This window comes from Pseudomonas sp. NPDC089406, from assembly GCF_044900265.1.
GTDB lineage: Bacteria > Pseudomonadota > Gammaproteobacteria > Pseudomonadales > Pseudomonadaceae > Aquipseudomonas > Aquipseudomonas fakonensis.
The window spans coordinates 145,360-169,480 of the sequence record NZ_JBJDNC010000009.1; the positions used below are offsets into that span (position 1 = coordinate 145,360).

A 24,121-nucleotide genomic window follows, 5' to 3' on the forward strand; every position below is an offset into this window, starting at 1 on the left:
AGCCTCAACTCTCGCGCAACACCGCCAACGGGCTGGCATTCAGCGCCCGGCGCGTGCCCAGCACCCCGGCCCCGCCCACCAGCACCGCCCCGGCCAATGGCAGCACCAGCAGCCACGGGTGCGGCGCCCAGTGCAGGTCGAACGCGTAACGGTATAGCGCCCAGGTAATCAGCTCGCAGCCCAGCGCCGCCAGCAAGCCGCTCACTGCGCCCAGCAAACCAAACTCGATGCGCCGCGCTTTCACCAGCAGCGGCCGCGCCGCACCCAGTGCCCGCAGCAGCGCGCCCTGGCGGATGCGCTCATCCAACGTCGCCTGCAAGCCGGCGAACAACACCGCCAAACCAGCCGCCAGCACGAACAGCAGCACGTACTCCACCGCCAGGGTCACTTGGGCGAGGATGCTGCGCAGCTGCGCCAGCAGGGCATCGACCTGCAGGATGGTCACCGCCGGGAAGGCCCGCGACAGCGCGACCACCTCCTGGTCATGCCCAGGCTCCAGGTAGAAGCTGGTCAGGTAGGTGGTGGGCAGCCCCTGCAGCGTGCCGGGCTGGAAGATCATGTAGAAGTTCGGCTGGAAGCTGTCCCAGTGCACCGTGCGCAGGCTACTGACCCGCGCCTGGCGCTGCTGGCCGCCGATGTCGAAGGTCAACAGGTCGCCCAGTTGCAGCTTCAGGCTTTGTGCCAGTTCTGCTTCCACCGAAACCCCAGGTATCGCATCGTCGGCCGGTACCTGCTGCCACCAGCTGCCGGCGCTGAGCGCGTTGCCCTGGGGCAACTCGGCAGACCAGGTCAGGCTCAGGTCGCGCTGCACGGCACGCTCGCCGGTGGACTCCTTGCTGACCAGCTGGCGCACCGGCTCGTCGTTGATATGGGTGAGGCGCCCCGGGATCACCGGGTACAGCGGCGCCGAGGTGGCGTTGATCTGTGCCAGGCGCTCGGCGAACGGCTGGCGGTCGTCGGGCAGGATGTTCAGGGCGAAGTGATTGGGGGCGTCCTGGGGTAACTGCGCCTGCCAGTTGTCCAGCAACTCGGCGCGCAGCAACGCCACCAGCCCCATGGCCAGCAAAATCAGGCCGAAGGCCAGGGCTTGGCCGGCGGCGGCCAGCGGGTGGCGCAGCAGCTGGCCCAGGCCCAGGCGCCAGGCCAGCGGCGCGCCGGCCAGCAGTTGGCGCAGGCTGCGCAGCCCCAGCAGCAACAGCCCGCCGAGTACCAGCGCGGCGATCAGCCCGCCGCCGAGCAGGGCGAAGGTCAGCAGCAGGTCCAGGCTCAGGCGCCACATGATCAGGCCCAGGGCCAGCAGCGCTGCACCGTATACCAGCCAACTGCTGGGCGGAATCGGCAGCAGGTCGCGGCGCAGCACCCGCAGGGGTGGGACCCGGCCCAGGGCCGCCAGCGGCGGCAGGGCAAAACCGGCCAGGGCCACCAGCCCGGTGCCTATACCGGCCAGGGCAGGGGTCAGGCCGCCGGGCGGTACCTGGCTGGGTAGCAAGCCTTCAAGCAGGCGGAACAGGCCCAATTGCGCCAGCCAGCCCAGTAGCGCGCCGGCCAGCGCCGCCACGACGCCCAGCATCGCCAGTTGCAGGCAGTACAGGCCCAGGGCCTGGTGGCGCGACAAGCCCAGGCAGCGCAGCAACGCACTGGCGTCCAGGCGCCGGGCGGCGTAGCGGCTGGCCGACAGCGCCACGGCAACGCCGGCCAGCAGCACCGCCACCAGGCTGGCCATGTTCAGGTAACGCTCGGCCTTGCCCAGGGCACCGCCGATTTGCCGGTTGCCGTCGCGGGTGTCGAGCAGGCGCTGGTTGGCGGCCAGTGAAGTCTCGACGCCTTGCCGATACTGCGCCAGGGCCTCGGGTTCGCCGCGCCACAGGTCGCGGTAGCTGACCCGGCTGCCAGGCTGGATCACCCCGGTGGCGTCCAGGTCGGCGAGGTTCATCAACACCCTTGGGGTGAGGCTGTAGAAGTTGTTGGCGCGGTCTGGCTCGTAGGTGAGCACGCGGGTCATGCGCAGGGTCTTCATGCCCACGTCGATGCTGTCGCCGATCGACAGGTCAAGGGCCACCAGCAGGCGTGGTTCGACCCAGGCTTCGCCCGCTGCCGGGCCGCCGCCGGGCGTTTCCACGCCATAGGGGGCGGGTGCGCTGCGCAACTGGCCGCGCAGGGGGTAGGCCGGGTCGGCCGCCTTGATGCTCGACAGTTGAATACCCTTGTCGCCACCCACCACGCTGGTGAACTCCACCACCCGGGCGTGGCGCAGGTTCAGCGCCGCGCCACTGGCGACCTGCTGCTCGCTGGCCGGGGCGCTGCCCTGCAGCACCAGGTCGGCGCCGAGGAATTCGCTGGCGCGCAGTTGCATGGCGCCGTTGAGCCGGGCACCGAAGTAGCCGATGGCGGTGCTGGCGGCTACCGCCACCAGCAGGGCGAAAAACAGTACCCGCACTTCGCTGGCGCGGGCATCGCGCAGCAGCTGGCGCAGGGCCAGGGCGCACAGGCGTGGGAACGACAGGCGGGTCATCATGGCTCCAGGGGCGCCACCAGGCGGCCGGCATCCAGGCGGATCTGGCGGCGGCAGCGCCGCGCCAGGCGTTCGTCGTGGGTCACCAGCACCAGCGTGGTGCCACGCTCCTGGTTCAGCTCGAACAACAGGTCGCTGATGCGCTCGCCGGTGTGGCTGTCGAGGTTGCCGGTGGGCTCGTCAGCGAACAATACCGCCGGCTGCGCGGCGAAGGCACGGGCGATGGCCACGCGCTGCTGCTCGCCACCGGAAAGCTGACGCGGGGTGTGGCTCAGGCGTTGGCCCAGGCCGACCCGCTCGAGCAGGCTGCGAGCATGCTCGCGGGCGTCGCGGCGGCCGTCCAGCTCCAGCGGCAGCATGACGTTTTCCAGGGCGTTGAGACTGTCGAGCAACTGGAACGACTGGAACACGAAGCCCACATGCTCGGCACGCACCCGGGCGCGTTGGTCTTCATCCAGCGGGCCGAGGTCGTGGCCTGCCAGCACTACCTTGCCAGCGCTGGGTTGGTCGAGGCCGGCGAGCAGGCCGAGGAGGGTGGACTTGCCCGAGCCCGAGGCGCCGACGATGGCCAGGCTGTCGCCCTGGGCGAGGTCGAGGGAGAGGGCGTGGAGGATGGTCAGGTCACCTTCCGCGCTGGGGACCACTTTGCTAAGGTTCTGCGCAACGAGAATGCTGGGGCCCATGGAGAATCCGATGCGAATGTGGTGGTTGAGTGCCGGCCTGGCCTTGTGTTGCCTGGCCCAGGGGGCGGCGGCGGGAACCGTGCTGGTTGTCGGCGATAGTATCAGCGCAGGTTTTGGCCTGGATACCCGCCAGGGCTGGGTCACCCTGCTGCAACAACGGCTGAAGGACGAGGGTTTCAAGGATACGGTGGTCAATGCCTCGATCAGCGGCGACACCAGTGCCGGCGGCCAGGCGCGGCTGCCGGCGCTGCTTGCAGCGCACAAGCCGCAGCTGGTGGTGCTGGAGCTGGGCGGCAACGATGGCCTGCGCGGGCAGCCGCCAGCGCAATTGCAACAAAATCTTGCCTCGATGATCGACCGCTCGCGCCAGGCCGGTGCCAAGGTGGTACTGCTGGGCATGCGCCTGCCGCCCAACTACGGGGTGCGCTACACCACCGCCTTTGCCCAGGTGTACGAGCAACTGGCGGCTGATAAAAAGGTCGCGCTGGTGCCGTTCTTCCTCGACGGGGTGGGCGGGGTTCCCGAACTGATGCAAGCCGACGGCCTGCACCCGGCGCAGGCGGCACAGCAGCGCCTGCTGGAAAACGCCTGGCCGACGATAAAACCCTTGCTGTGACGCTTTTATCGGGGGCCGCTTTCGGCTAATGTTGCGCCCCCCGATTCGAGTGCCCCCGATGCCCCGCCCCGCCTGGTCCCTGTACGCCTACCAACTGATCGAGCCTGACGAGCAACTGGACCTGTTTGCCTGCCAGGAAGTGCGCGTGCACCTGGCGGCCCGTCAGCTGGAGCTGGGGGTGCCGGTAGACCGCACCTTGTGCGGCGGCCTGCTGCCGGCGCAGCCACGCTGGTCGGGAGTGGAGCGCGCCATCTACCGCGACGAGCGCCTGTGCCCGTTGTGCAAGGCCATCCTCGAAGCGCAGCGCCGTGGCATGCGGCCGGTATGGCCGGAGCTCTGAGCCGGTTGCGTGAAACACCTTTCATCATCTGAAACGCTTGCAGCCCGCCGACGCCTCCCGCTTGTTTCGGGGCAGGTGTACAATCGTTCCCCTTGACTGAGCTTTCGAAGGATTTACCGGATGTTGCCGCGCTTTCCTGCCGTCACCCGTAGCCTCTCCCTGGCCGCCCTGCTGGCTGCCGGCCCTGCTGTTGCGCTGGAGCTGCCACTGCCACCGCCCGGTGAAGACGTCGTCGGCCAGGTGCAGGTGATCAAGGCCAAGTACGAAGACACCTTCGCCGACATCGGTACCGCCAACGACCTGGGCTACCTGGAAATGATCGCCGCCAACCCCGGCGTCGACCCCTGGCTGCCGGGCGCCGGCACTGAAATTGTGCTACCGACCCGCTACATCCTGCCGCCCGGCCCGCGCGAAGGTATCGTCATCAACCTCGCCGAATACCGCCTGTACTACTACCCGAAAGGGCAGAACGTGGTGCACACCTTCCCGCTGGGCATTGGCCGTGAGGGCTGGGGCTCGCCGATCGCCAACACCAAGATCACCGCCAAGACCCCCAACCCGACCTGGACACCACCGGCCTCGATCCGCGCCGAGCACGCCGCTGACGGCGACATCCTGCCGACCGTGGTGCCGGCAGGTCCGGACAACCCGCTGGGGCCGTTCAAGTTCACCTTGGGTGTACCGGGCTACCTGATCCACGGCTCGAACAAGAAGTTCGGTATCGGCATGCGCACCAGCCACGGTTGCTTCCGCATGCTCAACAACAACGTGCTGACGCTTTCCAAGATGGTCCCGGTCGGCACTCCGGTGCGCATCATGAACGAGCCGTACAAGTTCGGTATCAGTGCTGGCAAGGTGTACCTGGAAGCGCACACGCCGCTGGACGATCACGGCAACCCGTCGGTGGTCGACAAGCACACCGCAGTCATCAACGCCTTGCTCAAGCGCGAAGACCTGGCCAACAACTTGCGCATGAACTGGGACATGGTGCGCGATGTGGTTGCCGCCGAAGATGGCATGCCGGTAGAGATTGCCGTGCCGGTCAACGGCAATGGTTCGGCGCCTGTGGTTTCGAGCATTCCGGCAGAACTGCAGTAAGCGTTCGCTAGTTACCAAAGGCCTGCCTTAGTGCAGGCCTTTTCGTTTTTGCCTGCGGGCTTTTCGCTCGACAATAAAAAAGCCGACCCACAAGTGGGTCGGCTCCATAACAATCCGTGAGGATTATTACTTGCGGCTGGCTTTGTCCAGCATACGCAGAGCGCGCTCGTTGGCTTCGTCAGCGGTTTGCTGAGCCTTCTGAGCAGCTGCCAGAGCGTCGTCAGCTTTGCGGTAAGCTTCGTCTGCACGAGCTTGGGCGCGAGCTGCTGCGTCTTCGGTAGCGGTCAGGCGAGCTTCGGTTTCTTTGGAGACGCTGCTGCAACCGGTAGCCAGAACTGCGGCCAGGGCCAGAGCAGAGAATTTCAGAACGTTGTTCATCGTGTTCCCCTTCAAGGACTTTCTATTAAATAGCCATCTCTCACAAAGAGAAACTGGCCGGCGTACATAGTACCCATTACTTGTAGTAAGTAAACTGACTGAGCGCAAGACGCGCAAAAAAAATGTCACTGCAAGGGCGCCAGCCCGGGGTTTGCAGGGCAACTGTGAAAAATGCGTGCATGCACGCAAGCGGTTGTAGTAGCGGAACTTTTTTGTGAACTAAAGGTGACTTTAACTGTCCGTCAGCGTCATAGCCCATACAACATCCGGCTACTGTTGCATGCCTTGTGCAGGGTTGCACAAACCCCCTGTGTGGCATTTTCATCAGCGCCGCTTGAGCAATCCCGCTTGCTCCGCCTACTATTTGTAGGTGCTCCTGCGGCCAGAACGATCCTGATCGTGCGATTGTCCAAGGGGCAGAGGTGGCGTAGAGGTTCCTCCGCCGGATAAACCACATCGGTAAGGCAAGGGTCTGCCGTGAGACCTGAGAGGAGTAGTGATGAGCGACACGCTGACCATCCACCATGACCAGGCCGGTCATCAGTTCGAGACCAACGTGGACGGTCACCGGGCCTACCTGACGTACATGGACCTGGGCAAGCAGACGCTGGACATCTACCGCACCTTCGTGCCCAACGCCCTGCGCGGGCGTGGCATCGCCGCCGCGCTCACCGAAAAAGCCCTGGAGTACGCCGAGCAGATGGGCTACACGGTGATCCCGTCGTGCTCTTACGTGGAGCGCTACATGGAGCGCCAGCAGCGCCATTCGAGCAAGGCCTGAAATTACCGCACACATGAAAACGCCGGGCATTGCCCGGCGTTTTCGTTTGCCTGAACTTCAGCGCTGGCGCTGTGGCAGCACATCCTTGAGCTTGGCGCGCATGCTGCGCAGGGCTTTTTCGGTAGCTGCCCAGTCGATGCAGGCGTCGGTAACCGAGACGCCGTACTGCAGCTCGTCGAGGTTTTTCGGAATGGCCTGGCAGCCCCAGTTCAGGTGGCTCTCGACCATCAGGCCGATGATCGACTGGTTGCCTTCGAGGATCTGGTTGGCGACGTTCTCCATCACCAGCGGCTGCAGGGCCGGGTCCTTGTTGGAGTTGGCGTGGCTGCAGTCGACCATGATGTTGGCCTTGATCTTGGCCTTGGCCAGGTCCTGCTCGCACAGGGCGACGCTGACCGAATCGTAGTTCGGCTTGCCGTTGCCGCCGCGCAGTACCACGTGGCCGTAGGCGTTACCCTTGGTGGTGACGATGGACACGCCGCCTTCCTGGTTGATACCCAGGAAGCGGTGCGGCTTGGACACCGACTGCAGGGCGTTGATGGCCACCGTCAGGCCGCCGTCGGTGCCGTTCTTGAAACCGACCGCCGAGGACAGGCCCGAGGCCATTTCGCGGTGGGTTTGCGATTCGGTGGTGCGCGCACCGATGGCCGACCAGCTGATCAGGTCCTGCAGGTACTGCGGGGAGATCGGGTCGAGGGCTTCGGTGGCGGTGGCCAGGCCTTTTTCGGCCAGGTCCAGCAGCAACTGGCGGCCGATGTGCAGGCCGTCCTGGATCTTGAACGAGTCGTCCAGATACGGGTCGTTGATCAGGCCTTTCCAGCCGACGGTGGTGCGCGGCTTTTCGAAGTACACGCGCATCACCAGGTACAGGGTGTCGGAGACTTCTTCGGCCAGTACTTTCAGGCGCTCGGCGTACTCGTGGGCGGCCTTGATGTCATGGATCGAGCACGGGCCGACCACCACGAACAGGCGATGGTCCTTGCCGTCGAGAATATTGCGCACCACTTCGCGGCCGGCAGTCACGGTCTGCAGGGCCTTGGCGCTGAGAGGGATTTCCTTCTTGAGCTGATCGGGGGTGATCAAGGTCTCGTTGGAGGCAACGTTAAGGTCATCGATCGGTAAATCAGCCATCGTGTTACTCGTCAGGTCACGGGTGCCGGCCGCCAGCGATCCCCCGTGCGGCCCAGCAGCAGATTGTTCGCAGCGGGGAGGCCGAACCTTAGCGCGTTAGCGGGGGCGCGACAATGGGCTGGGGCCCGTCATTACGGGGTTTTTGCCGGCTTGGGGCGGTTTTTCAGGCGTGGCCCGGGCGCAGGCTGGCTTCGGAGAACGCCTCGGCGTGCAGGCTGACCCAGCGTTCGGCCAGTTGCTGCGCATCCAGCCCGGCGGGGTCGTGCAGTTGGCAATAATGGTGGATCTGGCACACCTGCTCGCCCATGCGCGCACCGAACAGCGCCTGCTGGTCGGTAAACGCCACACCCACCCGGTAACCCTGGTCGAGCCGTTGGCACCAGGCCACGTAGCCCGGGTAGCGGGCCTCCAGGCCGAGTGAGGGAATCAATACTTCAACCGCAGTGCCGCGGCGGTAGGCGCGCGGTTGCAGGCAGGCGATACCACCCAGGCCCTGGGTGAGCAGGTGGCGGCGGAACAGGTGGGAAGCGGGGCGAAAGGCGAGTTCGACCGGGATCTCGTCGGGGTGAGGCAGGTATCCGCACATGGTCGACTCCGTGTCGATTATTTGACCTTCTTCGCCACAGTATAGAGAGGGGTCGAAAACCGGCTGATTTGCGTGTAGAAAAACGGACGAACGACACAGGAGAACAGCATGGACCCTCGTACTACCCGTATCGGTATCATCGGCAGCGGCGCCATTGGCGGTTTCTACGGCTTGATGCTGGCCCGCGCAGGCTTTGACGTGCACTTTCTGCTGCGCAGCGAATACACCGCGGTGCGTGAGCAGGGTCTCAAGCTCGACAGTGCCGTGCACGGCCAGTTGCAGATGCCGGTACAAGCCTACGACTGCGCAGCCGACATGCCGCCCTGCGACTGGCTGCTGGTGGGCGCCAAGGCCACCAGCAACGCCGAGCTTGCGCCGTTGATCGTGCAGGCCGCAGCGCCCGGCGCGAAGGTGGTGCTGCTGCAGAACGGCCTGGGTGTCGAGGACCAGCTACGCCCGGCCTTGCGTGGCGACATGCACCTGCTGGGCGGGTTGTGCTTCATCTGTGTCCATCGCCAGGGCCCGGGTGATATCCGCCACCAGGCGCTGGGCGCGGTCAACCTGGGTTACCACAGCGGCCCGGCCGGCGATGGCGGCGCAGCGGTGGTGGAGGAGGGGGCCGGGCTGTTCCGTGCAGCGGGCATCGACTCCCAGGCCATGGCCAACCTCGAGCAGGCACGCTGGCAGAAGCTGGTGTGGAACGTGCCCTATAACGGCCTGTCGGTGCTGCTGCAAGCCAGCACCACGCCGCTGATGGCCGACCCCGACAGCCGCGCGCTGGTGCAGGCATTGATGGCAGAAGTGGTGGCGGGTGCCCGGGCCTGTGGCCTGGAACTGCCCGATGGGTACGCTGAGCACCTGCTGCGGGTGACCGACCAGATGCCTGATTACTGGCCGAGCATGTACCACGACCACGCCCAGCAGCGGCCGCTGGAATTGCAGGCGATCTACGCCGAACCGCTGCGTAGGGCTGCTGCTGCGGGTTGCCATTTGCCGCGCATGCAGGCGCTGTATCAGGCGCTTACTTTCATCGATCGGCGCAACCTTACGGTGTGACCGGCCCGGCCCGAGCCAGCAGCGCCGGACGGCAGAGCGCCGGTCGATGGCGCTGCTAAGCTCAAGCTTGCTCTGCCGCTACGGCAGTCGAGGAGGCCGAATGATCCGTTCCATGCTGTATGCCACCGACCTGGGGGTATACGCGCCTTTCGTCATGCAACACGCCCTGGCCTTGGCACGCACGTTCAAGGCAGAGCTGTATGTGATCCATGCGGTCGAACCCATGGGCCAGTTCGCCGAATCCCTGTTGCAGAGCTACCTTGACGAGCAGACCCTCGACACCCTGCACAGCGAGGGGGTGAACACGGTGATGGCCAATATCGAGCAGAAGGTCCTGGAAAACTTTCGTGACGAATTGGGCGAGCAGGCCGACCTGGCGCTGATACGGGCGGTGCGGGTACGCCAGGGCGACCCGGCCCAGGTGATTCTCGAGCAGGCCCAGCGCCTGGCCGTCGACCTGCTGATCTTCGGCAGCCACAGCGCCGGGGCGGGGGTGGACGTACCGCTTGGTCGCACGGCGGTCAGGCTGCTGCAACTGTCGCCGGTACCGGTGTACATGGTGCCGCTGGCACAGCACTTGGGACGTAGGAAAATTTAACTGCGCAGGTAAGGCAAACCCGTAGAGGCGTAACAAAATAGTTCTAGATTTATTGCTGGAGCCACTAATATAGTTATAACTCGTCGCGGCCAGCAGCCGGTGACTCACCGCCTTTGAGGGATATCTATGAAGCTTCAACAACTGCGCTACATCTGGGAAGTGGCGCACCATGACCTCAACGTTTCCGCGACGGCGCAGAGCCTGTACACCTCCCAACCCGGTATCAGCAAGCAGATCCGCCTGCTCGAGGACGAGCTGGGCGTTGAAGTGTTCGCCCGTAGCGGCAAGCACCTGACTCGCGTCACCCCGGCTGGCGAGCGCATCATCACCACCGCCGGCGAGATCCTGCGCAAGGTCGAAAGCATCAAGCAGATCGCCCAGGAATTCTCCAACGAGAAAAAGGGCACGCTGTCCATCGCCACCACCCACACCCAGGCGCGCTACGCCCTGCCGCCGGTGATCAGCAACTTCATCAAGCAGTACCCGGAAGTGGCCCTGCACATGCACCAGGGCTCGCCGATGCAGATCGCCGAAATGGCCGCCGATGGCACGGTCGACTTCGCCATTGCCACCGAGGCGCTGGAGCTGTTCGGCGACCTGATCATGATGCCGTGCTACAAGTGGAACCGCTGCGTGGTAGTGCCCCAGGGCCACCCGCTGACCAAGCTGCCGAAGCTCACGTTGGAAGCGGTGGCCGAGTACCCGATCGTCACCTACGTGTTCGGCTTCACTGGCCGCTCGAAGCTCGATGAGGCGTTCAACCACCGCGGCCTGACCCCCAAGGTGGTGTTCACCGCAGCCGACGCCGACGTGATCAAGACTTATGTGCGCCTGGGGCTGGGCGTGGGCATCGTCGCCAAGATGGCGGTTGACCCGAAGCTCGACAGCGACCTGGTTTGCCTGGATGCCAGCGAGCTGTTCGAAGCCAGCATCACCAAGATCGGTTTCCGTCGTGGCACCTTCCTGCGCGGTTTCATGTGCGACTTCATCGAGAAGTTCGCCCCGCACCTGACTCGCGAAGTCATGGCCAAGGCCATTCAGTGCCACAACAAGCAGGAGCTCGAAGAGCTGTTCGAGGGTGTCGAGCTGCCGGTGCACTGATTCAGCATTCTGGGGGCGCCTTGCGCCCCAATCGCGACACAAGGCCGCTCCCACAGATATTGCGCTGCATATCAATGCAGTGCGATGGCTGTGGGAGATTGCCTTGTGTTGCCTGAGCCGGCCTCATCGCCGGCACAGGCGAGTGCTGGCACCGGCTGCGCCGGTGATCGCCGGCAAGCCGGCTCCTACAGGATCGCGCGAAGCCCGAACCAAGCGCCGTACCTGTGGGAGCGGCTTTAGCCGCGAACACCGGCGCAGCCGGTGCCAGCCACCGCGTCGACTGCTTCGCGGCTAAAGCCGCTCCCACAGGGTTGCGCAGAGCCTGAATCAGGCGCGGCCCCTGCTATTTTTTCAGGCCTTGCTGATCAGGTTGCCGGCGTGCAGCCCGCATTCTTTCTGCGTGGCCTCTTCCCACCACCAGCGGCCTTCGCGCTCGTGCTGGCGCGGCAGCACCGGGCGGGTGCACGGCTCGCAGCCGATGCTGATGAAGCCGCGTTCGTGCAGGCTGTTGAAAGGCAGCTCGAGCATGCGGATGTAACCCCACACTTCCTCGCTGCTCATTTGCGCCAGCGGGTTGAACTTGTACAGCGGGCGCTCCGCGGTGGAGAAGGCGCTGTCGACTTCCAGTGCGGCCACCTGGCTGCGGGTGCCCGGGCTCTGGTCGCGGCGCTGGCCGGTGGCCCAGGCGCTGACGGTGGCCAGCTTGCGGCGCAGCGGCTCGATCTTGCGGATGCCGCAGCATTCGCCGTGGCCGTCCTTGTAGAAGCTGAACAGGCCCTTTTCCTTGACGAACGGGTCGAGCTTGTCGCGGTCGGGGCTGAGCAGCTCGATAGGCAGGTTGTACTGCTCGCGCACCTGGTCGATGAAGCGGTAGGTCTCCGGGTGCAGGCGCCCGGTGTCGAGGCTGAATACCTTGACCTGCTTGTTCAGCTTCCAGGCCATGTCCACCAGCACCACGTCTTCGGCGCCGCTGAAGGAGATCCACAGGTCGTCACCAAAATGCTCGAAGGCGAGTTTGAGGATGTCCTGGGGGGACTTGCTGGCATAGGTCGCGGCCAGGGCGGCGACGTCGAAGGGTTGGCTCATCAGGCGGTTTCCATCGGGTGAGTGGCGCTGTGCGCTCGTAATGGGCAAATGGTAACAAAAAATGGCGGGGTAGACCTGTCGCGCCGTCATCGCGGGGCAAGCCCGCTCCCACGCATGCCTTGCATGAGTCTTGTGGGAGCGGGCTTGCCCCGCGATGGCTCAAAGGCCCTGCAAGGTCTCCATCAATACCCGCACCTTGGCGATCGATTCTTCGTACTCGGCTTCCCAATGCGAGTCCGCCACTACCGCGCCGCCACCCCAGCAGCTCACCTGGCCATCCTTGACCAGCAGGCTGCGGATGGCGATCGAGCTGTCCATCTCGCCGCGTACATCCACATACAGCAAAGATCCGCAGTACAGCGCCCGGCGCGCCGGCTCCAGCTCGTCGATGATCTGCATGGCACGGATCTTCGGCGCGCCGGTGATCGAGCCGCCGGGGAAACTGTCGCCGATCAGCGTCAGCGTATCCTTGCCCTGCGCCAGGCGGCCGGTGACGCTGCTGACCAGGTGGTGCACGTTGGGGTAGCTCTCCAGGCTGAACAGCTCTGGCACTTTTACCGAGCCGATCTCGCAGGTGCGGCCGATGTCGTTGCGCAACAGGTCGACGATCATCAGGTTTTCCGAGCGGTCCTTGGGGCTGGCCAGCAGCTCGGCGGCGTTGTGCGCATCCTGCGCCGGGTCGCTGGCGCGTGGGCGGGTGCCCTTGATCGGGCGGGTTTCCACCTCACCCCGGCTGACGCGGATGAAGCGCTCCGGCGAGAAGCTCAGCAGGGCAGCGCCATTGCCCAGTTGCTGATAACCCGAAAAGGGTGTCGGGCAAGCGGCACGCAGGGCTTGGTAGGCATGCCAGGGGTCGCCCTGGCAAGGTGCGCGAAAACGCTGGGTGAGGTTGATCTGGTAGCAGTCGCCGGCCTGGATGTAGCGCTGTACCTGGTCGAAGGCGGCGCGGTACTGGGCCGGTTGCAGGTCGCCGGTCATCGCTGCGAGCAGGTGGAAGTGCGTTGGCGGGGCGGTATCTGGCGCTTCGAACAGTTCGGTCAGGCGCTGGCGCTCGCTGTCGACGAGCCTGGGGTGAAACACCAGCTGGCTGGTGGCGAGCTGGTGGTCGGTCAACAGTGCCCAGGCGTAGAGGCCCAGCTGCGCGTCGGGCAGGCCGAGGTCGTCCAGCGCCTGCGCCGGCAATTGTTCGAGGCGGCGGCCGAAGTCGTAGCTGAGGTAGCCGATCAGGCCGCCGGCAAACGGCAGTTCGATGCCCGCTGGCAGTTGCGCTTCGCCAAGGTCGGCCAGGGCCTGGCGCAAGCGCTGCAGGTAGTCGCGGCCGTCCTCATCCGCTTGCGCCTGCAGCTGTTGCAGCGGCCAGGCGCTGAGCAGGTCGAAGCGGCCGCGTTCGGCGCCGGGGCGGGCACTGTCGAGCAGGATGGCGCCGGGGGCGTTGCGCAGGCGCGCGAAGTAATGGGCTGGGTCGGCTTGGTAGGGCAGGGGGTGGAGCGTACAGGTCGGCATCAGAATGGACGGCGATGAAAAAGCGAAGATGCCGATTGTAGACCTGTGTAGGAAATGCGCCTAGCGCTGGGGACGACATTCACATGTTGTGTAAGGACGTGGTCGGGCGCGGACCGTGTAGGAGCGGCCTTGTGCCGCGAAAGGGCCGCATAGCGGCCCCAAGATATCAGCACTACATAGAATTGCCGGGGCCGCTACGCGGCCCTTTCGCGGCACAAGGCCTCTCCTACAGGATCAATTTGGCTGAACGTGCCCGAACAACCCCTGCGCCACCTTCACCCGCTGCTCGGCATCTTCGCTGCGGCCTTCTTTGGCCAGCATCTCGATGTGCGCCTCGATGGCGTGGGTGCGCTGGGTCAGGCCGCAGTCGTTGGCGATCTGGATGTTCAGGCCGGGGCGGGCGTTGAGCTCGAGGATCAACGGGCCCTTGTCCTGGTCCAGCACCATGTCCACGCCGATATAGCCCAGGCCGCACAGCTCGTAGCAGCTGGCGGCCAGCTTCATGAAGCCGTCCCAGTTCGGCAGCTGCACGCCGTCCACCGCGTTGGTGGTGTCCGGGTGCTTGCTGATGATCTTGTTCAGCCAGGTGCCGCGCAGGGTCACGCCGGTGGCCAGGTCCACGCCCACGCCGATGGCGCCCTGGTGCAGGTTGGCCTTGCCGCCCGACTGGCGGGTCGGCAGGCGCAGCATGGCCATTACCGGGTAGCCCATCAGCACGATGATGCGGATGTCCGGCACGCCTTCGTAGCTGATGCTCTTGAAGATCTGGTCGGGGGTGACCCGGTACTCGATGAGCGCGCGGTCGCGGTGCCCGCCCAGCGAATACAGGCCGGTGAGGATGCTCGAGATCTGGTGCTCGATTTCCTCGTGGCTGATGATCTTGCCCGACACCGTGCGGTAGCGGTCCTCGAAGCGGTCGGCGACCACCAGGATACCGTCACCGCCGGCGCCTTGCGCCGGCTTGATGACGAAGTCGCTGCGCCCGCCGATGATCTCGTCGAGCTTTTCGATCTGCTTTTCGGTCTCGATGATGCCGTACATCTCCGGCACATGGATGCCGGCCGCCAGCGCGCGCTCCTTGGTGATGATCTTGTCGTCGACGATCGGGTACAGGTGGCGCTTGTTGTACTTGAGTACGTAGTCCGCGTTGCGCCGGTTGATACCCATGATGCCCCGGGCTTCCAGGGCCTTCCAGGTCTTGATCAGTCCGAACATCAGGCGTCAGCCTTCTTCAGGAATGCCTTGAAACGCACGAGCTCGGTCAGGCGGTAGCCGCGGTAGCGACCCATCGCCAGCATGAAGCCCACCAGAATCAGCAGCACCGCCGGGAAGGTGAACACGAAGTACACGGCTTCCGGCACAGTCATCAGCAGGTGTGCGATGGACGCGGCGAACAGGGTGCCGATGGCCACTTTCATGGCATGGCCACCGCCGCGCTCTTCCCAGGTGATCGACAGGCGCTCGATGGTCATGGTCAGGATCACCATCGGGAACAGCGCCACCGACAGCCCGCGCTCCAGGCCCAGCTTGTGGCTGAACAGGCTGATGGCGGCGATCAGCACCACCACGAAGGTCAGCACCACCGAAAGGCGCGGCAGCATCTGCAGCTTGAGGTGCTCCAGGTACGAGCGCAGCGACAGCCCCAGCGCGGTGATCACCGTGAACAGCACGATGCCGAAGCCCAGCTGCGTTTCGCGGAAGGCCAGGGCGATCAGCACCGGGGTGAAGGTACCCAGGGTCTGGATGCCGATCAGGTTGCGCAGGATCAGGATCACCAGCACGCCGATCGGGATCATCACCATGATCATGAAGGTTTGCTGGGTCTGCAGCGGCAGGCCGTACAGCGAGTATTCGAGGAAGTCCGCGTCGGTGTTCTCGTCGGTCAGCTTGGCCAGGCGGATGGCGTTCATCTCGCTGTTGTTCATGCTGAAGGTGACGCTGGCCTTCTTGCCGCCATCGACGCTGATCAGGTTGTCGTCACCGGTCCACCACAGCAGGCGGTCGGCCGGCAGGCCCTGTTCGCCGGTGTCCGGGTTGAAGTACAGCCAGTCGTTGCCGTTGAAGCTGCGCAGCCACAGTTCAGGGGTTTGCGGGGTGTCGGCCACCAGGCGGATGGTGTGCACCTTCTCCAGCGGCACGTGGGCGATGGACAGCAGCAGGTCGATGACCTGGGCCTTCTTCATCGACGAGGTGTCGCCGGCCAGCAGCAGCTTGACGTTGTCGTCGTTGAGGTTGTTGACCCGCTTGATGGTCTCGCTGACGAAGGTCTCGACGTCGGCCGAGTGCTGGCGGATCGGCGCCATCAGCGCCTCGGCGGCGATCTTCTCGGGGCCCTCGACGGCCAGGCTGTCACGGAAGGTCGGGCCCTTGATCTTGGTCTTTTCGTTGCTGTAGCGCTTGGTCAGCACCAGGCGGTAGTAGAGGGTCTGGTTGCCGCTGGCGCGGCGCGCCGACCAGGTCACTTTGCGGTTGCCGTCGGCGCGGTTGACGCTGACCCCGTAGTTGTTGGAGATGAAGCTCTCGTTGAGGCTCACGTAGTCACGGTTGAGCGGCGGCACGAACATCTGCACCTTGACCGGGTCCTTGGCGCTGGCGACGAACTCGACCTTGGCGTCGATGTTCCACAGGTCGTCGGTTTCGTCTTCGGTCACCGGGATGCCCAGGGCGAAGATCTGGTAGGCCGTGACGGCAACGCCCAGCAGCACCAGTACGGTGATCAGGACTTTCAGGTGGAGGGTAAGAGAGCGCATCGGGATTACTCTGCTTTGGGAGCTTCGGTGGCGCAGGCAGGTTTGCCGGCCGCGTATTTAAGGCTTGGGTCGACCAGTGCATCCATGTGCTTGAGGGCCTCGGAGCCGATCAGCAGCGGGAACTGGAACGCGCTGCGGTCGGTGAGGTTGACCTCGATGGTGCGCAGGGTCTGGCCCATGCAGATATCGAGCTCGATGACCGGGCGGGCGGTGTAGGCCTTGCCCGATTCGGCGTCATAGTCCCCGGCGCGGCGCTTGATCTTGCTGACTCGGGCCAGGGGGCGTTCGATGGGGTGTTCGTGGGCGGCGTCGATGGCCAGGTAGAAGCGCACCCAGCTTTCGCCGTTGCGCTTGAAGCGCTTGATGTCACGGGCGCTGAGCGAGGCGGTCTTGGCCCCGGTGTCCAGTTTGGCTGCCACTTCCAGGTCAAGGTCGCCCAGCCGGGCGTATTCGTTCAGGCCGTAGACGGTCTTCTGCGCCGCGGGCGCTAGGGCCGGCAGCACAGTCAGGCAGAGCAGCAATGCAGCGAATATCGGTTTCATAGTCCTGGCGCGGTGCTGTGCGGGGTTCTGGGCAAGGCGACGGGCCAAGCATCCTTAATAAGCCTGTCAGCAGCATGAAATGATGACAGGCACGCTATCCGTGCTCCGAAAGGAGCGCGGCATTCTATCACGCCGATGTGTTGACGCCAGCGCGCCCGCGATCAGACCGTTGCGAGGCCGAGTAAGTTCGTTCTTAGACGATTGTCGACAATGTGCTTTTTGCCTTTGACTCGTCGCCTCTATTTGGCTAGTTTTGCTGGCATGGTTTTTAAAGGTGTCGACAATAATGCTGGATGCCGTGCAAGCACCCGCCAACACTCAGGACGAAACCGAGACCCTCTCGGAGAACGTCTTTCGCCGTATCCAGGCGGCCATCGTCAAGGGCGAGATCGCCCCCGGCAGCAAAATCTCCGAGCCTGAGCTTGCGCGCACCTACGGCATCAGCCGCGGCCCGCTGCGCGAAGCCATCCACCGCCTCGAAGGCCAGCGCCTGCTGGTGCGCGTGCCCCACGTCGGCGCGCGGGTGGTATCGCTGAGCCATGCCGAGCTGATCGAGCTGTACGAAATCCGCGAGTCGCTCGAAGGCATGGCCTGCCGCCTGGCCGCCGAGCGCATGAGCCAGGCTGCCATCGACGAGCTGCGCCATGTGCTCGACACCCATGAACGCGACGCCGCGTTCCAGGCAGGGCAGGGCTACTACCAGCAGGAAGGCGACTACGACTTCCATTACCGGATCATCCAGGGCAGCGGCAACCAGACCCTGTACAAGATGCTCTGCGGCGAGCTGTACCAGCTGGTGCGCATGTACCGCATCCAGTTCTCCACCACCCCCAACCGCCCGCGCCAGGCCTTCGCCGAGCACCACCGCATTCTCGATGCCATCGAAGGCCGCGACGGCGAACTGGCAGAACTGCTGATGCGCCGGCATATCGGCGCATCCAAACGCAATATCGAGCGCCACTACCAAGGCGCAGACAACAATAGCCCACGAGGTGAGTCATGACAGTCAAGAGCACGCCCGGCCAACGTTTCCGCGACGCGGTCGCCGCCGAACACCCGTTGCAGGTAGTCGGGGCGATCAACGCCAACCATGCCCTGCTGGCCAAGCGCGCCGGGTTCAAGGCCATCTACCTGTCCGGCGGCGGTGTGGCCGCCGGCTCCCTCGGCCTGCCGGATCTGGGCATCAGCGGCCTGGACGATGTACTCACCGACGTGCGCCGTATCACCGACGTGTGCGACCTGCCGCTGCTGGTGGATGTCGACACCGGCTTTGGCGCCTCGGCGTTCAACGTTGCCCGTACCGTCAAGTCGATGAGCAAGTTCGGCGCTGCGGCCATCCACATCGAGGACCAGGTGGGTGCCAAGCGCTGTGGCCATCGCCCGAATAAAGAGATCGTCACCCAGCAGGAAATGGTCGACCGCATCAAGGCGGCGGTGGATGCGCGCAGCGACGACAGCTTCGTGATCATGGCGCGCACCGACGCGCTGGCAGTTGAAGGCCTGAACGCCGCCCTGGACCGCGCCGCGGCCTGCATCGAGGCCGGCGCCGACATGATCTTCCCCGAAGCCATCACCGAGCTTTCGATGTACAAGACCTTCGCCGACCGGGTAAAGGCGCCGATCCTGGCCAACATCACCGAATTCGGCGCCACACCGCTGTACACCACCGAAGAGCTCGCCTCGGTGGACGTGTCGCTGGTGCTGTACCCGCTGTCGGCCTTCCGCGCCATGAACAAGGCCGCCGAGAACGTCTACACCGCCCTGCGCCGCGACGGCACGCAAAAGAACGTGATCGACACCATGCAGACCCGCATGGAGCTGTACGACGCCATCGGCTACCACGCCTTCGAGCAGAGCCTGGATGCGTTGTTCGCCCAGAAAAAAGCCTGATCTGTGTAGCCCTCTTCGCGGGTGAACCCGCTCCCACAGGTTCAGTGAAGTATTCCAACCCTGTGAGGCCCTGTAGGAGCGGGTTTACCCGCGAAGAGGCCGGCACAGGCAAACATCCGAATTAGCCAGACAGCTTCCATAACAAATTCAAGAAAGGAGAAACCCCATGGCCGAAGCAAAAGTACTCAGTGGCGCAGGCCTGCGTGGCCAGGTGGCCGGGCAGACGGCGCTTTCCACCGTCGGCCAGGCCGGTGCCGGCCTGACCTACCGCGGCTATGACGTGCGCGACCTGGCCGCCGGCGCCGAGTTTGAAGAGGTCGCCTACCTGCTGCTGTACGGCGAGCTGCCAAGCCAGGCCGAGCTTGCCGACTACAAGCACAAGCTCAAGGGCCTGCGCGACCTGCCCCAGGCGCTGAAAGAAGTGCTCGAGCGCATTCCCCGCGACGCCCACCCGATGGACGTCATGCGCACTGGCTGTTCGGTGCTCGGCACCCTGGAGCCGGAGCTCACCTTCGAGGCCCAGCGCGACAAGACCGACCGCCTGCTGGCGCTGTTCCCGGCAGTGATGTGCTACTGGTACCGCTTCACCCACCACGGCGTGCGCATCGACTGCAACAGCGACGAAGACACCCTGGGTGGCCACTTCCTGCACCTGCTGCACGGCAAGAAGCCCAGCGAGCTGCATGTGAAGGTGATGAACGTTTCGCTGATCCTGTACGCGGAGCACGAATTCAACGCCTCGACCTTCACCGCGCGTGTGTGCGCCTCGACCCTGTCCGACCTGTATTCCTGCGTCACCGCTGCCATCGGTTCGCTGCGCGGCCCGCTGCACGGCGGCGCCAACGAGGCGGCCATGGAGCTGATCGAACGCTTCCAGAGCCCGCAGGACGCCACCGCCGAGCTGCTGCGCATGCTCGAGCGCAAGGACAAGATCATGGGCTTTGGCCATGCCATCTACAAAGAGTCCGACCCGCGCAACGAGGTGATCAAGGGCTGGGCCAAGCAGCTCGCCGACGAAGTGGGTGACAGCGTGCTGTACCCGGTGTCCGAGGCCATCGACAAGACCATGTGGGAGCAGAAGCGCCTGTTCCCCAACGCCGATTTCTACCACGCCTCGGCGTACCACTTCATGGGCATCCCGACCAAGCTGTTCACGCCGATTTTCGTCTGCTCGCGCCTGACCGGCTGGGCCGCCCACGTGTTCGAGCAGCGCGCCAACAACCGCATCATCCGCCCGAGCGCCGAGTACGTAGGCGTCGAACAGCGCAAGTTCGTGCCGATCGAGCAGCGTTAAGGTACAGGTCGCTGGGGCTGCTGTGCAGCCCTTTCGCGACACAAGGCCGCTCCTACAGGTGCGGCGCTGTACCTGTAGGAGCGGCCTTGTGTCGCGAAAGGGGCGCGCAGCGCCCCCATCGGCCAGACCTGCCCACCGAATACCGTGACCGAGCCTGATAACGATATGAACACTGCATACCGCAAGCCCCTGCCAGGCACTGCCCTGGACTATTTCGACGCCCGCGCCGCGGTCGAGGCGATCAAGCCCGGCGCCTACGACGGCCTGCCTTACACCTCCCGGGTACTGGCCGAAAACCTGGTACGCCGCTGCGACCCGGCCACCCTCGACGCCTCGCTGAGCCAACTGATCGAGCGCAAACGCGACCTCGACTTCCCCTGGTTTCCGGCCCGGGTGGTGTGCCACGACATCCTCGGCCAGACCGCGCTGGTGGACCTGGCCGGCCTGCGCGACGCCATCGCCGACAAGGGCGGTGACCCGGCCCAGGTCAACCCGGTGGTGCCGGTGCAACTGATCGTCGACCATTCCCTGGCCGTGGAGTGCGGCGGTTTCGACCCCGACGCCTTCACCAAGAACCGCGCCATCGAAGACCGCCGCAACGAAGACCGCTTCCACTTCATCAACTGGACCAAGCAGGCGTTCAAGAACGTCGACGTGATCCAGCCGGGCAACGGCATCATGCACCAGATCAACCTGGAGAAGATGTCGCCGGTGATCCACAGCGACCATGGCGTGGCCTACCCGGACACCTGCGTCGGCACCGACAGCCACACCCCGCACGTGGATGCCCTGGGGGTGATCGCCATCGGCGTCGGTGGCCTGGAAGCCGAGAACGTGATGCTCGGCCGCGCCTCGTGGATGCGCCTGCCGGAAATCGTCGGCGTCGAGCTGACCGGGCGCCTTGCGCCGAACATCACGGCCACCGACCTGGTGCTGGCGCTGACCGAGTTCCTACGCAAGCAGAAAGTCGTGGGGGCGTACCTTGAGTTCCACGGCGCAGGTGCCAGTGCACTGACCCTGGGCGACCGCGCCACCATCTCCAACATGGCCCCGGAATACGGCGCCACTGCGGCGATGTTCGCCATCGACCAGCAGACGCTGGACTACCTCACCCTGACAGGTCGCGACGACCATCAGGTGCAGCTGGTTGAAACCTACGCCAAGGCCACCGGCCTGTGGGCCGACAGCCTGGCCAAGGCCGAGTACGAGCGCACCCTGAGCTTCGACCTGTCGAGCGTGGTGCGTAACATGGCCGGCCCGTCCAACCCGCATGCCCGGGTGGCCACCAGCGAGCTGGCGGCCAAGGGCATCGCCGGGCAGTGGCAGGAAGTGCCCGGGCAGATGCCTGACGGCGCAGTGATCATCGCCGCCATCACCAGTTGCACCAACACCAGCAACCCGCGCAACGTGATCGCCGCCGGCCTGATCGCGCGCAATGCCAACAAGCTTGGGCTTACCCGCAAGCCCTGGGTCAAGTCGTCCCTGGCGCCGGGCTCCAAGGCTGTGCAGTTGTATCTGAAAGAAGCGGGGCTTGAGCAGGAGCTTGAGCAGTTGGGCTTTGGCATCGTCGCCTTCGCCTGCACCACCTGCAACGGCATGTCTGGTGCGCTGGACCCGGTGATCCAGCAGGAGATCATCGACCGCGACCTGTACGCCACCGCCGTGTTGTCGGGCAACCGCAACTTCGACGGGCGCATCCACCCCTACGCCAAGCAGGCGTTTCTGGCCTCGCCGCCGTTGGTGGTGGCCTATGCCATTGCCGGCACCATCCGTTTCGATATCGAAAAAGACGTGCTGGGGTTGGTCGACGGCAAGGAAATCCGCCTCAAGGATATCTGGCCGAGCGATGCCGAGATCGACGCCGTGGTGCGTGCCTCGGTCAAGCCCGAGCAGTTCCGCCAGGTATACATCCCGATGTTCACCATCGAGGAGGACAAGGGCCCGAAAGTGGCGCCGCTGTACGACTGGCGCCCGATGAGCACCTATATTCGCCGCCCGCCGTACTGGGAGGGCGCCCTGGCCGGCGAGCGCACCCTGCGCGGCATGCGCCCGCTGGCGGTGCTGCCGGACAACATCACCACCGACCACCTGTCGCCGTCCAACGCCATCCTGCTGGACAGTGCCGCCGGTGAGTATCTAGCGAAAATGGGCCTGCCGGAAGAGGACTTCAACTCCTACGCCACCCACCGCGGCGACCACCTGACCGCCCAGCGCGCCACCTTCGCCAACCCCAAGCTGTTCAACGAAATGGTGCGCAAGGATGACGGCAGCGTGAAGCAGGGCTCGCTGGCGCGCCTTGAGCCGGAGGGCAAGGTGACGCGCATGTGGGAGGCCATCGAAACCTACATGCAACGCAAGCAGCCGCTGATCATCGTTGCCGGTGCCGACTACGGCCAGGGCTCGTCCCGTGACTGGGCGGCCAAGGGCGTGCGCCTGGCCGGGGTCGAAGCGATCGTTGCCGAGGGCTTCGAGCGCATCCACCGCACCAACCTGGTGGGCATGGGCGTGTTGCCGCTGGAGTTCAAGCCCGGCACCGACCGCAACACCCTCAGCCTGGACGGCAGTGAGACCTACGATGTGGTGGGGCAGCGCACGCCGCGCGCAACCCTGACCCTGGTGGTTACCCGCCGCGATGGCGAGCGGGTCGAGGTGCCGGTGACCTGCCGCCTGGATACCGCCGAAGAGGTGTCGATCTACGAGGCCGGCGGAGTGCTGCAGCGCTTTGCCCAGGATTTCCTCGAAGGCACCGCCTGATAACCAACGACATGGCCCCTGTAGGAGCGGGTTTACCCGCGAAAGCGATTGATCAGACAACACGGGTGTTCCCGCTGACGCATTCGCGGGTAAACCCGCTCCCACAGGGTGCTGTGCAAGACAGGAATTGAACATGCCACACGCAGCACAAATCCGTATACCCGCCACCTACATGCGTGGCGGCACCAGCAAGGGCGTGTTCTTCCGCCTGCAAGACCTGCCCGAACCTGCACAAACCCCAGGCCCTGCCCGTGACGCGCTGCTGCTGCGGGTGATCGGCAGCCCCGACCCCTACGCCAAGCAGATCGACGGCATGGGCGGTGCCACCTCCAGCACCAGCAAGACGGTGATCGTCTCGCCCGGCACCAAGCCCGGCCACGACGTCGACTACCTGTTTGGCCAGGTGTCCATCGACAGCGCCTTCGTCGACTGGAGCGGCAACTGCGGCAACCTCTCGGCGGCGGTGGGTTCGTTCGCCATCGCCAATGGCCTGGTCGACCCCGCACGGGTGCCGCACGACGGCATCGCCACGGTGCGCATCTGGCAGGCCAATATCGGCAAGACCATCATCGCCCACGTGCCCATCAGCAACGGTGAAGTGCAGGAGACCGGTGATTTCGAACTGGACGGCGTGACCTTCCCGGCCGCCGAGGTGCAGCTGGAATTCCTCGACCCGGCTGCCGACGAGGACGGCGACGGCGGGGCGATGTTCCCCACCGGCAACCTGGTGGACGACCTTGAGGTGCCGGGCATTGGTACCTTCAAGGCCACCCTGATCAACGCCGGCATTCCGACCATCTTCGTCAATGCCGCCGACATCGGTTACACCGGTACTGAATTGCAGGACGCCATCAATGGTGACCCTGCGCAGCTGGCGCGTTTCGAGACCATTCGTGCCTACGGCGCCGTGCGCATGGGGCTGATCGAGCGCATCGAACAGGCCGCCGGCCGCCAGCACACGCCGAAGGTGGCTTTCGTTGCCGCGCCGGCGGCTTACACCGCTTCCAGCGGCAAGGCAGTCAAGGCCGAGGACGTCGACCTGCTGGTGCGAGCGCTGTCCATGGGCAAGCTGCACCACGCCATGATGGGTACCGCTGCGGTGGCCATCGGCACGGCGGCGGCGGTTCCGGGCACGCTGGTGAACCTGGCAGCCGGTGGCGGTGAGCGTAGCGCGGTGCGTTTCGGCCACCCGTCCGGGACCTTGCGGGTAGGCGCCGAGGCGCGGCAGGTGGATGGGCAGTGGACCGTGACCAAGGCCATCATGAGCCGCAGTGCGCGGGTGCTGATGGAAGGCTGGGTGCGAGTGCCGGCGGACTGCTTCTAGGTCTGGCTCAAGAATGCCGGGGCTGCGCTGCAGCCCATCGCGACACAAGGCCGCTTCCCACGGGATCGCGCAGAGTCTGGATCAGACGCTTTACCTGT

At 65.0% G+C, this 24,121-nt stretch carries 22 protein-coding genes; 12 read left to right on the forward strand and 10 right to left on the reverse strand.

The features are described from left to right. Nucleotides 1-4: 4 nt before the first annotated feature. Together ACI2KK_RS09115 and ACI2KK_RS09120 are read right to left on the reverse strand one after the other, a co-directional pair. The gene (locus ACI2KK_RS09115) at nt 5-2,512 is read right to left on the reverse strand and encodes an ABC transporter permease (RefSeq protein WP_404668678.1); all 2,508 of its coding nucleotides are present in this window, start codon (nt 2,510-2,512) and stop codon (nt 5-7) included. After that, on the reverse strand, nt 2,512-3,195 hold the full coding sequence (locus ACI2KK_RS09120) for an ABC transporter ATP-binding protein (protein WP_404668679.1): 684 nt from the start codon (nt 3,193-3,195) through the stop codon (nt 2,512-2,514). Before ACI2KK_RS09120 ends, ACI2KK_RS09115 begins: the two co-directional genes overlap by 1 nt. A gap of 10 nt (nt 3,196-3,205) precedes the next feature. On the opposite strand from ACI2KK_RS09120, the gene ACI2KK_RS09125 reads away from it, so the two are divergent. The 3 genes from ACI2KK_RS09125 to ACI2KK_RS09135 all read left to right on the forward strand — a co-directional run bounded on the left by ACI2KK_RS09125 (nt 3,206) and on the right by ACI2KK_RS09135 (nt 5,249). Next, the gene (locus ACI2KK_RS09125) at nt 3,206-3,811 is read left to right on the forward strand and encodes an arylesterase (protein WP_404668680.1); all 606 of its coding nucleotides are present in this window, start codon (nt 3,206-3,208) and stop codon (nt 3,809-3,811) included. 58 nt (nt 3,812-3,869) lie between these two features. Beyond that, nucleotides 3,870-4,151, forward strand: a complete 282-nt coding sequence (locus ACI2KK_RS09130) for a hypothetical protein (protein WP_369990637.1) — start codon at nt 3,870-3,872, stop codon at nt 4,149-4,151. A gap of 120 nt (nt 4,152-4,271) precedes the next feature. Then, on the forward strand, nt 4,272-5,249 hold the full coding sequence (locus ACI2KK_RS09135) for a L,D-transpeptidase family protein (protein WP_404668681.1): 978 nt from the start codon (nt 4,272-4,274) through the stop codon (nt 5,247-5,249). Nucleotides 5,250-5,375: 126 nt separating this feature from the next. On the opposite strand, the gene oprI is transcribed toward ACI2KK_RS09135, so the two are convergent. Next, nucleotides 5,376-5,627 carry an outer membrane lipoprotei OprI gene (oprI, locus tag ACI2KK_RS09140; RefSeq protein ID WP_003259780.1) on the reverse strand — a complete coding sequence of 84 codons (252 nt, stop codon included), beginning with the start codon at nt 5,625-5,627 and terminating at the stop codon, nt 5,376-5,378. 499 nt (nt 5,628-6,126) lie between these two features. Here oprI and ACI2KK_RS09145 point away from each other — a divergent pair, with 499 nt between their 5' ends. Next, entirely contained in the window at nt 6,127-6,408 is a 282-nt protein-coding gene (locus ACI2KK_RS09145; protein ID WP_369990638.1) for a GNAT family N-acetyltransferase, read from the forward strand. A 57-nt stretch (nt 6,409-6,465) separates the two neighbouring features. On the opposite strand, the gene ACI2KK_RS09150 is transcribed toward ACI2KK_RS09145, so the two are convergent. Then, complete coding sequence (locus ACI2KK_RS09150; RefSeq protein ID WP_217842735.1) at nt 6,466-7,539, reverse strand: 3-deoxy-7-phosphoheptulonate synthase; 1,074 nt, start codon at nt 7,537-7,539, stop codon at nt 6,466-6,468. Nucleotides 7,540-7,702: 163 nt separating this feature from the next. Beyond that, nucleotides 7,703-8,125: a PilZ domain-containing protein gene (locus ACI2KK_RS09155; protein ID WP_404668682.1), complete on the reverse strand. Its 423-nt coding sequence runs from the start codon at nt 8,123-8,125 to the stop codon at nt 7,703-7,705. A 108-nt stretch (nt 8,126-8,233) separates the two neighbouring features. Here ACI2KK_RS09155 and ACI2KK_RS09160 point away from each other — a divergent pair, with 108 nt between their 5' ends. The 3 genes from ACI2KK_RS09160 (at nt 8,234) to cysB (ending at nt 10,880) form a co-directional block, all read left to right on the forward strand. Then, entirely contained in the window at nt 8,234-9,181 is a 948-nt protein-coding gene (locus ACI2KK_RS09160) for a putative 2-dehydropantoate 2-reductase (protein WP_404668683.1), read from the forward strand. 100 nt (nt 9,182-9,281) lie between these two features. After that, nucleotides 9,282-9,779 (forward strand): universal stress protein, encoded by a 498-nt coding sequence (locus tag ACI2KK_RS09165; RefSeq protein WP_404668684.1) that lies wholly within the window; start codon nt 9,282-9,284, stop codon nt 9,777-9,779. Nucleotides 9,780-9,905: 126 nt separating this feature from the next. Beyond that, nucleotides 9,906-10,880 (forward strand): HTH-type transcriptional regulator CysB, encoded by a 975-nt coding sequence (gene cysB, locus ACI2KK_RS09170; protein WP_217842739.1) that lies wholly within the window; start codon nt 9,906-9,908, stop codon nt 10,878-10,880. Between the two features lie 351 nt (nt 10,881-11,231). Here cysB and ACI2KK_RS09175 read toward each other — a convergent pair whose 3' ends face one another. The 5 genes from ACI2KK_RS09175 to ACI2KK_RS09195 form a co-directional block, all read right to left on the reverse strand. After that, nucleotides 11,232-11,966 (reverse strand): phosphoadenylyl-sulfate reductase, encoded by a 735-nt coding sequence (locus ACI2KK_RS09175; protein ID WP_404668685.1) that lies wholly within the window; start codon nt 11,964-11,966, stop codon nt 11,232-11,234. Nucleotides 11,967-12,125: 159 nt separating this feature from the next. Then, the gene (gene pabB, locus ACI2KK_RS09180; protein WP_404668686.1) at nt 12,126-13,469 is read right to left on the reverse strand and encodes an aminodeoxychorismate synthase component I; all 1,344 of its coding nucleotides are present in this window, start codon (nt 13,467-13,469) and stop codon (nt 12,126-12,128) included. A 234-nt stretch (nt 13,470-13,703) separates the two neighbouring features. Beyond that, complete coding sequence (locus ACI2KK_RS09185; RefSeq protein WP_217842742.1) at nt 13,704-14,684, reverse strand: alpha-L-glutamate ligase-like protein; 981 nt, start codon at nt 14,682-14,684, stop codon at nt 13,704-13,706. Continuing rightward, nucleotides 14,684-16,219 carry an inactive transglutaminase family protein gene (locus ACI2KK_RS09190; RefSeq protein WP_217842743.1) on the reverse strand — a complete coding sequence of 512 codons (1,536 nt, stop codon included), beginning with the start codon at nt 16,217-16,219 and terminating at the stop codon, nt 14,684-14,686. Before ACI2KK_RS09190 ends, ACI2KK_RS09185 begins: the two co-directional genes overlap by 1 nt. Before the next feature lie 5 nt (nt 16,220-16,224). Next, nucleotides 16,225-16,761 carry an ATP-dependent zinc protease gene (locus tag ACI2KK_RS09195; protein ID WP_404668687.1) on the reverse strand — a complete coding sequence of 179 codons (537 nt, stop codon included), beginning with the start codon at nt 16,759-16,761 and terminating at the stop codon, nt 16,225-16,227. A gap of 286 nt (nt 16,762-17,047) precedes the next feature. Here ACI2KK_RS09195 and ACI2KK_RS09200 point away from each other — a divergent pair, with 286 nt between their 5' ends. The 5 genes from ACI2KK_RS09200 to prpF all read left to right on the forward strand — a co-directional run bounded on the left by ACI2KK_RS09200 (nt 17,048) and on the right by prpF (nt 24,023). Further along, nucleotides 17,048-17,764, forward strand: a complete 717-nt coding sequence (locus ACI2KK_RS09200; RefSeq protein WP_404668688.1) for a GntR family transcriptional regulator — start codon at nt 17,048-17,050, stop codon at nt 17,762-17,764. Then, nucleotides 17,761-18,651 carry a methylisocitrate lyase gene (gene prpB, locus ACI2KK_RS09205; protein ID WP_404668689.1) on the forward strand — a complete coding sequence of 297 codons (891 nt, stop codon included), beginning with the start codon at nt 17,761-17,763 and terminating at the stop codon, nt 18,649-18,651. The genes ACI2KK_RS09200 and prpB overlap by 4 nt, the downstream gene beginning before the upstream one ends. 166 nt (nt 18,652-18,817) lie before the next feature. Beyond that, nucleotides 18,818-19,945, forward strand: coding sequence for a 2-methylcitrate synthase (gene prpC / locus ACI2KK_RS09210; RefSeq protein WP_404668690.1), 1,128 nt, complete (start codon nt 18,818-18,820; stop codon nt 19,943-19,945). Between the two features lie 165 nt (nt 19,946-20,110). After that, a complete protein-coding gene (acnD, locus tag ACI2KK_RS09215) occupies nt 20,111-22,699 on the forward strand; it encodes a Fe/S-dependent 2-methylisocitrate dehydratase AcnD (protein WP_404668691.1) in 2,589 nt (862 codons plus the stop codon). Nucleotides 22,700-22,832: 133 nt separating this feature from the next. Then, nucleotides 22,833-24,023, forward strand: coding sequence for a 2-methylaconitate cis-trans isomerase PrpF (gene prpF, locus ACI2KK_RS09220; RefSeq protein WP_404668692.1), 1,191 nt, complete (start codon nt 22,833-22,835; stop codon nt 24,021-24,023). Nucleotides 24,024-24,121 lie beyond the last annotated feature (98 nt).